Source organism: Gordonia effusa NBRC 100432 (assembly GCF_000241305.1).
Taxonomy (GTDB): Bacteria; Actinomycetota; Actinomycetes; order Mycobacteriales; family Mycobacteriaceae; genus Gordonia; species Gordonia effusa.
The window spans coordinates 1-13,433 of the sequence record NZ_BAEH01000084.1 but is presented as its reverse complement, the minus strand read 5'-3'; the positions used below and the strand labels follow the sequence as shown (position 1 = coordinate 13,433).

Here is a 13,433-nt window from a genome sequence, read left to right as displayed (position 1 = left end):
CGGTGGAGTGCGAGGGCGCGTGATCGGAGGTCATGAGCGGCGTTGGTATCGTCTAGCGGTGAGTTGTGTTGAGCGAGTCGTAGTATCCGAAGTCATCGGAGCGAAATGACCGCTCCCAATACCGTGCTGATCAACGCGGAGAAGATCAGTAAGAGTTTCGGCATCAAACCTCTGCTCGACGACGTCAGTGTCGGTGTTCATTCGGGTCAACGTATCGGCGTTGTCGGTCTAAACGGTGGCGGCAAGACAACATTGTTGGAAATTCTGTCCGGCATCGTTGAGCCCGACGCCGGCCGGATATCGCGGGCCGGCGGCGCACGCGTCGTGACCGTCACCCAGCGCGGTGAACTTCCGCCGGGAGCCACCGTCGCCGATGTCGTCGTCGGACAGTTGGGCCTGGCCGAACACGAATGGGCCGGCAACGCCAGGATTCGCGGCGTGCTGTCAGGTATCGGCGTCGATGCGCTGATGAATTCGCGAGTCGATGAACTGTCGGGTGGTCAGCGGCGACGTACGGCGTTGGCGGCGGCCTTGGTGTCTGACGCCGACCTGTTGGTTTTGGACGAGCCGACCAACCATCTCGACGTCGAAGGCGTGCAATGGCTTGCCTCGCATCTGGTGTCGCGGTCGAGCGCGCTGGTTGTTGTGACACACGACCGGTGGTTCCTCGACACCGTCGCCCAGCGCACCTGGGAGGTGCATTCGGGGCGCGTCGACGAATACGAAGGCGGATACAACGATTGGGTATTCGCGCGTGCCGAGCGAGCTCGATTGGCCGACGCCGCTGAGGAACGTCGGCGCAATCTCGCTCGAAAAGAATTGGCTTGGCTGCGCCGCGGGCCGCCGGCCCGAACATCCAAGCCCCGCTACCGAATTGAAGCCGCCGAGAAACTTATCGCCGACGTACCGCCGCCGCGCGACAGCGTCACGCTATCGGCGTTCGCGAAACGCCGCCTCGGTCGGGTCGCGATCGAATTGGAGAACGCGCATATCGAAACGCCGGTCGGTGCCGACGGCGCGTCGACCGTTCTGCTCGATGATCTGACGTGGCGGTTGGCGCCGGGTGAACGTATCGGCTTGGTCGGGATCAACGGTTCGGGTAAGACGACCCTGCTGCGCGCGTTGGCCGGGGAAGTGTCGGTCGCGCCGGGACGTCGGATCGAAGGCAAGACGGTGTCACTCGGATGGCTGCGTCAGGAACTCGACGATCTTGATCCCGACCAGCGGGTGATCGATGCCGTCGAAGCGGTCGCGGGACATATCACGTTGGGGGACAAGGAACTTTCGGCCAGTCAGCTCGCCGAGCGATTGGGTTTCGCACCTGCGCGGCAGCGCACCCCGGTCGGCGATCTATCCGGTGGTGAACGTCGGCGACTCCAATTGACGTGCGTGTTGATGGCCGAGCCGAATGTTTTGCTCCTCGACGAGCCGACCAACGATCTCGACATTGATACCTTGCAGCAGTTGGAAGATCTGCTCGACGGATGGGCTGGCACGCTGGTGGTGATCAGCCACGACCGGTACTTGATCGAGCGCATTTGCGACTCTACCTGGGCGCTGTTCGGCGATGCCACGTTGACCAATCTGCCCGGTGGTATCGAACAGTATCTGACTCGTCGGGCCGAGTTGGTTGCCGGCAGGGGAGCGGTGAAGGTAGGTGCGGCACAGTCGAATTCAGCGGCAGCCGGACCGACCACCGACGCCGCGGCGCATCATCAGGCGCGCAAGACGATGAACCGGCTAGAGCGTCAGATCGAGAAGCTCGACGCACGCGAAGCGAAGTTGCACGTCGAATTAGCTGCTGCGGCAACAGATCAGGAGAAGCTGGTTGCTTTGGACGCCGAATTGCGCAAGGTCGTCGCGGATAAAGAAGAGGCTGAAACGCAGTGGCTGGCGGCCGCTGAGCTGATGGAGTGAGTGAGCGGGGCCGTGGTCGCGGGGTCTCGATACACCTGGCTCGGCTGGCGCCTCGCCAGGCACTCGACCAGCGGGGGACTGTTGCGAGTGTTGTCGGGTTGGGAGGTTACGACCGGATGGTCGAGTGTTGGCGGGTTGGGGGTTACCCCTCGCTGATCGAGTGCCGGCGAGCTTGCGAGCCGGTGTATCGAGATCTGGTGAGTCGGCGTCGAAACTGTTGCGCGGCCGGGGGCGAGTTCTCCAACCGATCGACTCCGACCAGGTAGTGAATTCTCATCCCCGTCGGTCACGCCCGAGGGCATATTGCCCTTGGACCACACTCACGGGGACGAGAAATTCATCCAGGCCAAGGTGCGGCACTTCGACTGGCTTGGATGCCACGTCCCACAGTGAATTCTGGGTCCTTTGTTGGGAGAGTTGGGCATTAGGGTCGCGGGGTCTCGATACACCTGGCTCGGCTGGCGCCTCGCCAGGCACTCGACCAGCGGAGGACCATTGCGAGTGCCGGCGGGTGGGGGGTTACCCCTCGCTGATCGAGTGCCGGCGAGCTTGCGAGCCGGTGTATCGAGATCTGGTGAGTTGGCGTCGAAACTGTTGTGCGGCAGTGCCGTTGCGGGGTCTCGATCACCAGTGGACTGCCGGTCGAGTTGCTTACTCCCCGACGATGCGGGCCACGGTTGCCGCGTCCACCTCGTCCAACGTAGCCGGCACGAAGGAAGGGCTGCGATCCTTGTCGATGAGCACCGCACGGACGCCTTCCGCGAAATCTGGCGTCGCGGTAATCTCTTGCGCCGCGTGGAGCTCGCGGTCGAAGCATTCATCGAGCGATGATTGCGCACCAGCCGCGATGAGCGCGGCGGTTACCGCCAGACTCGTCGGCGACGCTGTCTGGAGTAGGTCGAGCATTTCCGACGCCCAATTCTCGCCGGTGTCATCGCCATCAACTCCGACCGCTCCGCGCAATCCGCCGACGATGGCAGCCGCGCTGTCGCCGACGAAGTATTCCGCCACCTTGTCGAGCGGTAAGGGGTCAGCGGTCGGAACCTTGAGTCCGCCAAGGGCTTCGACGAGCGGCGCGCCTGACCGAAGCGCCTCGGCCAACGTCGGCAGTTCGTCGGAGACGACGGCGTGCGTCGCCAGCCCCACTTGGAGTGCTTGCGCGCCGGACACCCGTGCCCCGGTGAGGCCCAACCAGTTCCCGACGCCGTCGGGCAGCCTGGGCAGGAAATATGTCGACCCGATGTCGGGGAAGAATCCGATCGCGGTTTCCGGCATCGCGATGAGAGCCTTCTCTGTCACGACGCGAATCTCACCGTGCACGCTGATTCCCAGACCGCCACCCATGGCGGCGCCGTCGATGAGCGAGACATAGGGCTTGGGGTAGTTCGCGATCAGTTGATCCAGCCGGTACTCGGAACTGAAGTAGTTAGTGATCGCCTCGTGGTCACCAAGTACCGCGGCCTCACGGATCGCCCGGATATCGCCGCCGGCACAAAAGGCACGATCGGACGCGGAGGTGACGAGTACGGTCCGCACCGTGTCGTCGTCGCCCCAGGCGACGAGGACCTGGTACATATCCTCGACCATCGATTGGTCCAGTGCGTTGAGGGCTTTGGGGCGATCGAGGATGATTTCACCGACGCCGTTCGCGACGGCACTGCGAATGTACGACATACAGCGCACAGTAGTGCGTGTACGCCGGATCACACCCGGAGGGGCACGTCGTCGTGACATACTCCTCAAATGGGAAACGTTACGACGGACGTTGTCATGGTTCTCGCGGCCGATAGCGGCGGCGGGGCGGCACTGGATCAGGTGTTTGGTATGACCGCCGTGGCCGGTGTGGTGTCGCTCGGCCTGCTATGGATCGCTTATCAGCATCGAATGCGAAAATCGGACTGGCTCAACGACCTTGGCCGTTGGGTAGGTTCGACTGGCGATCGCCCCGCTTGGTCGGTGCTGCCGGTGGTGTTGTTCACGACGACGATCCTCACCGCATTCCTCGGCTTCATCTGGGACGTCAGTCTGCATATCGGCCGCGGCCGCGACGAAGGTCCGCTGGCCAATCCCGCGCACTATTTCATCTTGGTTGGACTGTTCTTCCTCTTCATCGCGGGATCGCTGGCGATGATATTGCCGCGTAACGCCGACGGCTCGGTTGCCAAACCTGGCAAAGCCGCGGTCAAGATCACTCGCACCTGGTACTCGCCGGTCGCCGGCATTCTGGTCGCCGCATGCGGCCTGTACGCACTGATTGGCTTCCCGCTCGATGACATCTGGCACCGCATCTTCGGCCAAGACGTGACGCTATGGGGGCCAACCCATCTCATGCTGATCGGCGGTGCGGGCTTCTCGCTGATCGCGATCATCCTGCTGATCCACGAGGGATACCTCGCGGCAACCTTCAACGCGGACAAGGATATTCCCAAGGGACCCGCGAAGTTTCGTTCGTTCACCATCCCCTCGTGGGTCACCGGGCCGGCGGCGACCAAGCTCGCTCAATCGCTAGCCTGTGGTGGTCTGCTAATCGGCCTTTCGGTATTCCAGGTGGAATTCGACTTTGGCGTACAGCAATTCCGCCTGCTGTTCCAGCCGGTATTGATGATCGCCGCGGGCGTCTTCGGCCTCGTAGTGTGCCGTCTGTGGGCCGGTGCGGGTACGACTTTTATCGCCGTTGCCTTTGCCGCGGTCATCCGCGGAATTGTGGCGGTTCTCGTCGGCCCGATCCTCGGCGAACCGAGCAATATCTTCCCGCTGTACCTGGGCATCGCCATCGTCGTGGAACTGCTAGCGCTGACCCCGCTGCGCAACAACGCCATCGCCTTCGGTGGAGTGAGTGGCCTCGCTGGTGCGACCCTCGGTATCTGGGGTGAGTCGCTGTGGGTCAACGGATTCTTCCAGACTCCGTGGCCCACTAGCCTGTGGCCGTCGATCCTCGCGGTCGGCATTCCGGTTGGCGTCACCGTGGGACTGACCGCAGGTTTACTCGCGCGCGTTCTCCAGCCAAAGCCGTTGCCAGCGAAGCCGATTCGACGCGGCATCGTCGTGTTGATGATCGTCACCATCGCGGGAGCGGTGCTCTATGGCTTGAATATCAAAGAGCCCGACAACGCAACCGTAGCCGTGGCGTTGAGCGAGGCGCCTTCGGTCGATGGTTTCCGGATGGTCACCGCCGATGTGCGGATCACTCCTGACACCACGGTCTCCGACGATCCAGATTGGGTGACGATCTTGGCGTGGCAAGGCGCCGGCGACAACCTGCACGGCCTCGTCATCGACCGTCTCGACAAGGTTGGGCCCGGTCACTACCGGTCGACGAAAGCCGTACCGGTGTCGGGGACGTGGAAAACGGTATTCCGGGTCCAGGATGGCAATATCTTGACCGCGGCGCCGATCTACCTCGCCGGTGATCCGGCGATCGGCGCGACCGAGGTGACCGCGGCGCCTACCTTCACCCGACCGCTGAGCCGCGAAATCGACGTCCTGCAGCGCGAGCGCAAATTCGACCATCCGGCGTGGCTATTTACGACCGCCACCTGGATCGTCGCGCTGATGACCATCATTCTGGTCTGGGTGTTGTCGTGGGGTGCGGCCCGGATCAACGAGTCGTACTACGGCACCCGGTCGACATCCGAGCCGGTGCCGACACCCATACCCGAGAACGCCGCGTGACTGTTATCTACCTCGCCGACCACTCGGTGTGGTTGGCGTTGCCCGCCTTCGCGCCCGCACTGCTCATCGCGGGAGTCGTCGTCGGAATGGTCATTCGTGATCGCCGTGCGCCCGACGATGCTGAGGAAGACGACGGACCTGACGAAACGGGACTCCCATGATCGACGTCGTAGCGCACGGAACCGGCGAGGCGTCCGCCCTTCCGGTGCCGATTACATTCGCCCTGATCGGCGGGTCATGGGCGCTCGCCGGTTCCTTCGCGGTCCTCGCGCTGGCCTGGCGTAAACCGCGACTGAGGCCGTCGGGTCATTTCGCGTCGGTTGGCAATGCGTTCACCGCTGTCGCCGACAGCGCGATAACCCGAACGATTCTGGGTGTCGTCGGCATCGTTATCTCCGCGGCAACCCTAATACTCGGAGTAGTGGCCGACGACGAGCACAATCCGCTCGCCGGTACGTTCTACGCGCTGCTGTGGGTCGGACTCGTCCCACTGTCGTTGATATTCGGTCCGGTGTGGCGGTTGATCTCGCCGCTGCGGGCAGTTCATGGATTCGTATGTCGGACAGTCGGACTCGATCCGGAGCGCGAATTATTGGCGTATCCCGCTTGGTTGGGTCGATGGCCGGCAGCGCTCGGTCTGTTCGCCTTCGTGTGGATTGAATTGTGCTCAAGTAATCGTGGTTCGACTGATGCGATACTTATCTGGCTGATCGTCTATGCCGTCATAGTCGGTGTCGGCGCGATTCTATTCGGTCGTCGATGGTTTGCGAGCGCCGACCCGTTTGAAGTATTCAGCGAGACCGTAGCGACCATGTCGTTGTTGGCGCGTAACCCCGACGACCGATCACTGATGCTGCGCGGCCCACTGTCCGGGCTGTCGTCCTACGGCAGTGGTCCGGGCTCGGTCGCCGTTATCGCAGTCTTGCTCGGGTCGACCGCCTTCGACAGTTTCACCAGAATTGCCATGCCACACAGCATGATTGAGCGGACCGGGGTGATGGCTGCGTTCATCATCGGGGTAGCGGCCACCTTCGCCGCAGCGTCGATGGCGACCGGTGGGGTGACGTCTGCCCAGCGGCGAGCCTTGCCGGGTACCCTCGCGCACAGTTTGATCCCCATCGTCGTCGGCTACCTGATCGCCCATTACGCAACGTATTTCGTCGAGGAAGGCCAGGAAGCGGTTGGTGCCTGGTGGGTTTCACTCACCAGCGGCGACGAGCCCGGCGTGTGGCGTGCATTTACCGAACATCCAGCGATTCCGGCTTCAATTGCGGTGAGCGCCGTGGTGATCGGGCATATTCTCGCTGTCATCGCAGCGCATGACGCCGCGTTGCGCGCGCTGCCGCGCCGACACCAGCTAACCGGTCAACTCGCGCTGATGTTGCTGATGGTCGGCTACACGTTCACCGGGCTGTACCTACTATTCGGTGCCTGAGGTCGGGTGGTCGGACGTTGTCTCTGCTGGTCGAGCGCCCGGTGAGGCGCTAGTCTTCCCACCGATGGTCGAGTGCCCGGTGAGGCGCTAGCCGAGGCGGGTGTATCGAGACCTCGTGACCGGACGTCGAAAACTGTTGTCTTGCAGCTGTTGTCGCTTTTTCGAGTTCGTCTCGCGGGGTCTCGATACACCGACGTCCTCGCAAGCTCGGTCGTCGGCACTCGACCATCGGGTCGGGGTCGGCACTCGACCATCGGGATGGGGTCGGCACTCGACCATCGGGATGGGGTGCCCGATGCTGCTCGTGCGTGCTGACTCTTTGGTATCCCCTTGCCAGATTCACAACGAACGGCTAGCGTGGGCGCCGTCTTGTTTCCCACCGAGGAGTTGATCGCCAGATATGAACGACTGAGATTGTCCTCCAGCCGCGCCACGCGTCTCGCGTCGAGCCGACGGCATCATCGGATCAATCTCTTTGGAGTCGCTCATGTCTACCTCCCCCATTTCCGCGGTCAACCCCTCCGCGCCAGCATCGATCACGCTCTCTGACGTCACTTTTACCTGGCCAGATGGCACTTCGGTCTTCAGTCACCTGTCGTCGACGATCCCGTCCGGGGTCACCTCGATCGTCGGCGCCAACGGCGCGGGCAAAACCACTCTGCTCCGTCTCATCGCCGGTGACCTGCGGCCGACGTCGGGAAGTATTACGGTGCCGGGCACGATCGGCCTGGTTGATCAACATCCACAAGACAACCAGGCGCACACCGTTGCCGACGTGCTTGGTATCACCCAACGCGTCGCCGCACTACGTCGCATCGAGAGCGGCTCGGTAGATCCCGATGATTACACCCTCATCGGCGACGACTGGGATATCGAGGCGCGCGCCATCGCTGAGATGTCTGGGATCGGTTTGGACACACTGGAACTCGACCGCGCCGTCGGTGAGATATCCGGTGGTGAGGCCACCTTGCTGGCTATCGCCGCAAGACTGCTCGACCGGCCAGATGTGCTGATCCTCGACGAACCGACCAACAATCTTGACCAGCGGGCGCGACGGTTGCTGTTCGATGCCGTGGATCGGTTTTCCGGTTCAGTGCTACTCATCAGCCACGACCTGGAACTGCTCGAAAGGGTTGAGACCACAGTGGAGTTGTATCGCGGCGAACTCCGTGCGTTCGGCGGACCCTACTCGCTGTACCGACAGACGATCGAGTCTGAGCAGAGTTCCGTGGCGGCCGCGGTTGTCACCGCGTCGAACGATCTCCGTAAACAGAAACGGGAAATGATCGATGCGCAGACTAAGTTGGCTCATCGGGCACGGACGGCGCGAAAGGCCGAAGCCGAGAAGCGGGTTCCGAAGATTATCGCTCATGGACGTCGTTCTGCCGCACAGGTTTCCGCGGGCAAGCTACGCACCGACGTGATTGCCGATGTCGACGCGGCCCGGGGGCGTCTTGACGATGTCGCGGCGGATGTTCGCAAGGACCTGACCGCGAAGATTCTGTTGCCTGAAATATCGATGGCAACGCGTCGCGAGGTGGTTGTCGACGATCAGCTAGCGGTCGATGGCCCAGAGCGTATCCGAATAGCCGGCGCCAACGGTTCGGGAAAAACCACCATGCTGCGGCGGATCATCGATGAGTCGGCGATTCGGGTCCCGTATTGTTTTGTGCCGCAGTTGATTACCTTCGATGATGAAGATCGATCGATCGCTCAGGCGATGGCTGACGCGCATCCCGAACTGACGCCGATGGAGCTTCATTCGGCGTTGGCGCGCATGCTGTTTCGAGGTGAGCGGTCAAAGCAACAGTTGTCGACATTGTCGGGTGGAGAACGTCTACGCGTCGCCTTGGCGATCGGACTGGCAGGCACGATGCCAGCCGAGCTGCTCATCGTCGACGAACCGACGAATAACCTCGACATCGAGACCGTCGAGCAATTGGCTACCGCGTTAAGCGACTGGACCGGCGCATTGCTGCTGGTATCTCATGACGAGAATTTCGTTGAGCGCGTGGGCATTACGCGGACGGTTACGGTGTCGTAGGCGGTGGTGGTGCGTTCTCGGGTGGTCGAGTGCCGAGGAGCGCTAGCGACGAGGTGTATCGAGATCTGGTGACGTTGCCGCACAACGGTTTTCGAGGTCGGCTTGCGGGGTCTCGATACACCGGCTCGCAAGCTCGCCGGCACTCGACCATCGGAGGTGGTTAGGCTTGCCGGCACTCGACGATCGGAGGTGGTTAGGCTTGCCGGCTTTCGACCATCGGAGGTGGGCAGGCTCGCCGACACTCGATCAGCGGGGTGGGCTGCTACTTGGTGACGTTGAACCAGCCCGACAGGCTTGCTGTCTGCGGTGTCGTGGTGGTTGGCGGCGTCGCCGACCCGGGCGGGGGAGTGGACTCGTCGGAGTCGTATGCCACATCGTCGGAGGGAACGAAAGGATTTGCCTCTGACGTTGTCGCGGTTGGGCATTGGAAGAATCCGGCGGCGCGGGCCGAGGCCATCGCGGTGATCTTGAGCGAGCACTGTGTCGCCTGGTAGTACTTGCCGTTGACTGAAACCCCGACCTGCGCGTTAATCGGCGACACCAGTGGTGGCACTATGCGTTTCGCGCCGCCCGCAGGAGGCGGGCTGCCGCCGGTGAGATCGCCGACGAAGAATGACACCTGCGCACCGAGGCCGCTCGGCCCCTTGAAACTGAAGAGTAACGAGTCTGGCGGCACTGACGGATCGGAGTTTCCCCAGCGTGCGAAACCGAAGCACTGCGATTTCGGAGCAGCGGGAGCGGTGGATGTTGTGCTCGACGGAACTGCAGGCTTCTGGCCGGGCGGGGGCGCCGGCGCGGGTACGGCGGGGGTGGGCTTGGGGGGAGCGGGCGTTGGCGTTGCGACGATGGGTGACAACGCGATTCGAATATCGCCGTTGTGGAAGTTCAGGTTCATCCCGGATCGGTCAATATGACCATCGGGCGGCGTCCGCTGGCACTCGTCGTCGGCTACCACCGCAGACTGAGCGGCAGTGGTTTTCGGTGCCGCGGAATCTCCACCCGGCACCGCGTCGGACCCGCATGCCGTCGCGCCGATGCCGACAGTAGCGATAAGCGCGGCGGCAGAGCTGCGCGATAACAAGCGAAAGCGCGATTCCATCCTCAATCCGCCGTCGCCACAAGGGGTTCGAGAACTAGATCAGGCAGCTCTTTTTCGACATAGGCCAGGCGCCACTTGTCGCTGAACAAGGCGAGTATCGCTCCGTCGGTGCGGGTGAAGACCTCAACGCCGCGCTGCCGGTCGAGCTGCGCCCGGCTATCCTCATCGGTGCGTCGCGCGAGCGAATAGCCAAGGGGTTCAATGGTTGTGTCGACGCCAAATTCGGATTTCATGCGCGCGGTGACTACCTCGAACTGCATCGGACCGACGGCGGCGAGTACCGGTGAAGCATCGCCGCGCGTGTCGTTGCGGAGAACCTGGACGACTCCTTCGGAATCGAGCTGATCCATCGCTTTGCGAAACTGCTTGTATTTGCCGGCGCTGTTGGCGCGCAGGGTCGAAAAGTGTTCCGGTGCGAACGACGGGATCGGTGGAAACTGGACTCGTGGCGCGTCGAACAGGGTGTCGCCGGGAGCCAGTGCCATCGCGTTGACCAGGCCCACGACGTCACCGGGATAGGCGGTGTCGACAGTTGACCGGTCACGGCCGAATACGGCTTGAGCGTATTTGGTGGCGAAGGGTTTTCCGGTCTGTGCGTGAGTAACGACCATGCCACGTTCGAACTCGCCGGACACGATTCGCATGTATGCCAACCGATCTCGATGGCTGGAGTCCATACCGGCCTGCACCTTGAAGACCACCGCGCTGAACGGCTCGGTCACTTCGCGCACCGAGTCGTCGATGTCGGCCCGCCCAGCGGGTGCCGGAGCCAATTCGACCAAGGCTTCAAGCAGTTGGCGCACACCAAAATTCAGCATCGCCGACGTGAAGATCATCGGCGATGTCTCGCCGGCGAGGAACAGTTCTTGATCGTGGTCCTGACCCATCTCGGAGAGCAACTCGCTCTCTTCAATCGCAGATGTCCACTCGTCACCTTCCCGATCGGCCGCGGTGTCGGCATCGAGAATTTCCTCCGGTGCGATCTTCGCGCCGCCCGCGGTGCGGCTAAACCGCACGTATTCGCCAGTGCGGCGATCGAGTAGCCCGCGGAAGTCGCCAGCAATTCCGACCGGGACAAACAGCGGTGTCGGAATGAGGCCGATTCGTTCGCTGATCTCGTCGATCAACTCCAACGGCGTACGGCCCGGTCGGTCCCACTTATTGACCACGGTGATTACCGGGATACCGCGATGCCGACAGACCTGGAACAGCTTAAGAGTCTGCGGCTCAAGACCTTTCGCGGCATCGATCAACATGACCGCAGCGTCGACGGCGGTGAGCACTCGATAGGTGTCCTCGGAGAAGTCGGCGTGGCCGGGGGTGTCGACGAGGTTAATGACGTGCGGGTTATCGGGGTCGTCGGCCGGTGTCGTCGGGGACTGCGATGCGGTGTAGTTGAACTGCAACGCGGTGGAACTCACCGAGATACCGCGTGCCTTCTCCATCTCCATCCAGTCCGAGACGGTCGACTTGCGGCCAGCCTTGCCGTGTACGGCGCCGGCCTCACTGATCATGCGTGCGTGTAAGGCCAGCGCCTCGGTCATCGTCGACTTACCGGCGTCGGGGTGGGAGATGATCGCGAATGTGCGCCGACGACTGACCTCGCGGGCAACGGTGTCGGGGCTGAAAGTCACCTAGCCAGGGTAGTCGGTGTGCTGATTGCTCACTCGAAGGGTACGGGCGGCATCTTCACGACCTGCGCCGCGTAACTCAGACCGGCACCGTAGCCGAGCAGGAGCGCGGTGTCGCCGGGCTTGGCCTTGCCGGTCGACAACAGGTCTTCCATCGCCAGCGGGATCGACGCGGCGGAGGTATTGCCGGTGTATTCGATGTCGTTGGCGACGACGGTGCCTTCCTTGAGTTTCAGGCCACGAGCCAGCAATTCGTTGATCCGCGAGTTCGCTTGGTGCGGAACGAAAACGTCGAGTTCTTCGGCGCCGACCTTGGCGGCGTCGAGTGCGCGCTGCGCGGCTTTACCCATCTCGAATGCGGCCCAGCGGAAGACGCTGGTGCCCTCCATCCGCAGGTAAGGGCGCTTGAGGTGATCGTCGCCGTCGAGGAAGGTGACCCAGTCGATATCCTGGCGGATCGCGTTGAACTGGGTACCGTCCGAGCCCCAGACCACCGGGCCGAGTTGTTGATCCTCGGTCGGCCCGACGACAACCGCGCCTGCGCCGTCACCGAAGATGAAACAGTTGCCGCGGTCGTTCATATCCATCGTCACCGACAATTGCTCCGCGCCGATCACCAGAACGTGAGTCGCGCTGCCGCCGCGGACCATATCCGATGCCAGAGCCATCGCATACCCGAAACCGGCACAGCCGACGGTGACGTCGAAGGCGGGAACGCCGTTGGCGCCCAGGTCGGTGGCGACCTTAACCGCAGCGGCCGGCGTCAGCAGCAGGTGAGTGTTGGTCGCGACGATGACAGCGTCGATATCCGAGCCGGACAGCAGCGCGTTAGCGATAGCTTTACGACCGGCGTCGACCGACATTTGCATGACAGTCTCATCGCGACGGGCGAAGCGACGGGTCTTGATGCCGGTGCGCGTGTAGATCCACTCGTCGGAGGAGTCGATATTCTCGCAGATCTCGTCATTGGTGACGACCCGTTCGGGGCGATACGCGCCGATGCCGAGGATGCCGATATTGCGTATTCCGTTGGTCTCCGCCAGGACAGTCATGGGGTTCCTTTACGTCATGGGCATGCCGGACCGGCGTGCTGGCTATGTCGGGTGACATAACCGTCTCATATGAACCAAGTTACGCGGAAGTAGGTTGGGGTGGAAAATTTGGTCGCCGACGTCGATTGCGCCTCGCGGTGAGGATGATCAGCACGAATCCGACAACGACGAGCAGCAGGCCGACCGCAGGTCCGACGATCATCGCGGTCTTGGCGCCGCTGCTCATTCGCGGGCCGATGCCGAACTCGGTGTCGGAGTAGCTGCTTTCGCAGGTGACGGTGTAACTGCCCGACGTCGGCGCGCTTAGGACGTAGACGCCGTACCAGTCGTTGATCTGTAGCGATCCCGGATATTCGCGCAACTCGGCGGCTCCCGAACTGGCGCACCTGACGCGAGCGACATCGTCGTCGACGTACACGACTTTCGATTCGTTCGCGGTCAACTCAATCGTCGTCGAACCGGTGAAAGTCACGTTCGGACCGGTGAATAGCGATACGAACCCGACCACCAGTCCGGCGATGGCGCAGATCACGCCGATTGCGACAACCGTTCCGCCGAACCAATACCCGCCCCGCCCAGACTT

At 62.5% G+C, this 13,433-nt stretch carries 11 protein-coding genes; 5 read left to right on the top strand and 6 right to left on the bottom strand.

Features of this window, described 5'->3' with window-relative positions; translation table 11 throughout:
- The first annotated feature begins 105 nt into the window (after positions 1 to 105).
- Positions 106 to 1,917, top strand: coding sequence for an ABC-F family ATP-binding cassette domain-containing protein (locus tag GOEFS_RS14895; RefSeq protein ID WP_007318759.1), 1,812 nt, complete (start codon positions 106 to 108; stop codon positions 1,915 to 1,917).
- Between the two features lie 651 nt (positions 1,918 to 2,568).
- Here the strand turns inward: GOEFS_RS14895 and GOEFS_RS14890 are convergent.
- Positions 2,569 to 3,591 (bottom strand): enoyl-CoA hydratase/isomerase family protein, encoded by a 1,023-nt coding sequence (locus tag GOEFS_RS14890; RefSeq protein WP_007318758.1) that lies wholly within the window; start codon positions 3,589 to 3,591, stop codon positions 2,569 to 2,571.
- Between the two features lie 69 nt (positions 3,592 to 3,660).
- Here GOEFS_RS14890 and GOEFS_RS14885 point away from each other — a divergent pair, with 69 nt between their 5' ends.
- Genes GOEFS_RS14885 through GOEFS_RS14880 form a run of 3 tightly spaced genes read left to right on the top strand, consistent with a single transcriptional unit; the run spans position 3,661 to position 7,024 of the window.
- Positions 3,661 to 5,589: a hypothetical protein gene (locus GOEFS_RS14885; RefSeq protein ID WP_040525229.1), complete on the top strand. Its 1,929-nt coding sequence runs from the start codon at positions 3,661 to 3,663 to the stop codon at positions 5,587 to 5,589.
- Positions 5,586 to 5,750, top strand: a complete 165-nt coding sequence (locus tag GOEFS_RS23490; RefSeq protein ID WP_007318756.1) for a hypothetical protein — start codon at positions 5,586 to 5,588, stop codon at positions 5,748 to 5,750. The genes GOEFS_RS14885 and GOEFS_RS23490 overlap by 4 nt, the downstream gene beginning before the upstream one ends.
- The gene (locus tag GOEFS_RS14880) at positions 5,747 to 7,024 is read left to right on the top strand and encodes a hypothetical protein (RefSeq protein ID WP_007318755.1); all 1,278 of its coding nucleotides are present in this window, start codon (positions 5,747 to 5,749) and stop codon (positions 7,022 to 7,024) included. The genes GOEFS_RS23490 and GOEFS_RS14880 overlap by 4 nt, the downstream gene beginning before the upstream one ends.
- Before the next feature lie 339 nt (positions 7,025 to 7,363).
- Here GOEFS_RS14880 and GOEFS_RS23485 read toward each other — a convergent pair whose 3' ends face one another.
- Positions 7,364 to 7,513 carry a hypothetical protein gene (locus GOEFS_RS23485; protein ID WP_170323181.1) on the bottom strand — a complete coding sequence of 50 codons (150 nt, stop codon included), beginning with the start codon at positions 7,511 to 7,513 and terminating at the stop codon, positions 7,364 to 7,366.
- Between GOEFS_RS23485 and GOEFS_RS14875 the strand changes: the two genes are divergently transcribed.
- Positions 7,512 to 9,068: an ABC-F family ATP-binding cassette domain-containing protein gene (locus GOEFS_RS14875; protein ID WP_050949921.1), complete on the top strand. Its 1,557-nt coding sequence runs from the start codon at positions 7,512 to 7,514 to the stop codon at positions 9,066 to 9,068. The genes GOEFS_RS23485 and GOEFS_RS14875 overlap by 2 nt on opposite strands.
- 262 nt (positions 9,069 to 9,330) lie before the next feature.
- Here GOEFS_RS14875 and GOEFS_RS23895 read toward each other — a convergent pair whose 3' ends face one another.
- The 4 genes from GOEFS_RS23895 to GOEFS_RS23480 all read right to left on the bottom strand — a co-directional run.
- Positions 9,331 to 10,167, bottom strand: coding sequence for a hypothetical protein (locus tag GOEFS_RS23895; RefSeq protein WP_007318753.1), 837 nt, complete (start codon positions 10,165 to 10,167; stop codon positions 9,331 to 9,333).
- A 2-nt stretch (positions 10,168 to 10,169) separates the two neighbouring features.
- Positions 10,170 to 11,801: a peptide chain release factor 3 gene (locus GOEFS_RS14865; RefSeq protein ID WP_007318752.1), complete on the bottom strand. Its 1,632-nt coding sequence runs from the start codon at positions 11,799 to 11,801 to the stop codon at positions 10,170 to 10,172.
- 29 nt (positions 11,802 to 11,830) lie between these two features.
- Positions 11,831 to 12,850, bottom strand: a complete 1,020-nt coding sequence (locus GOEFS_RS14860; RefSeq protein WP_007318751.1) for a beta-ketoacyl-ACP synthase III — start codon at positions 12,848 to 12,850, stop codon at positions 11,831 to 11,833.
- A 79-nt stretch (positions 12,851 to 12,929) separates the two neighbouring features.
- The coding region (locus GOEFS_RS23480; RefSeq protein WP_007318750.1) for a hypothetical protein at positions 12,930 to 13,433 on the bottom strand (504 nt) is incomplete at its 5' end.

Bases quoted from the DNA above. Each gene is read 5' to 3' on its own strand.
- GOEFS_RS14895 (WP_007318759.1), top strand. From the start codon at position 106: ATGACCGCTCCCAATACCGTGCTGATCAACGCGGAGAAGATCAGTAAG.
- GOEFS_RS14890 (WP_007318758.1), bottom strand. From the start codon at position 3,591: ATGTCGTACATTCGCAGTGCCGTCGCGAACGGCGTCGGTGAAATCATC.
- GOEFS_RS14885 (WP_040525229.1), top strand. From the start codon at position 3,661: ATGGGAAACGTTACGACGGACGTTGTCATGGTTCTCGCGGCCGATAGC.
- GOEFS_RS14880 (WP_007318755.1), top strand. From the start codon at position 5,747: ATGATCGACGTCGTAGCGCACGGAACCGGCGAGGCGTCCGCCCTTCCG.
- GOEFS_RS14875 (WP_050949921.1), top strand. From the start codon at position 7,512: ATGTCTACCTCCCCCATTTCCGCGGTCAACCCCTCCGCGCCAGCATCG.
- GOEFS_RS23485 (WP_170323181.1), bottom strand. From the start codon at position 7,513: ATGAGCGACTCCAAAGAGATTGATCCGATGATGCCGTCGGCTCGACGC.
- GOEFS_RS23895 (WP_007318753.1), bottom strand. From the start codon at position 10,167: ATGGAATCGCGCTTTCGCTTGTTATCGCGCAGCTCTGCCGCCGCGCTT.
- GOEFS_RS14860 (WP_007318751.1), bottom strand. From the start codon at position 12,850: ATGACTGTCCTGGCGGAGACCAACGGAATACGCAATATCGGCATCCTC.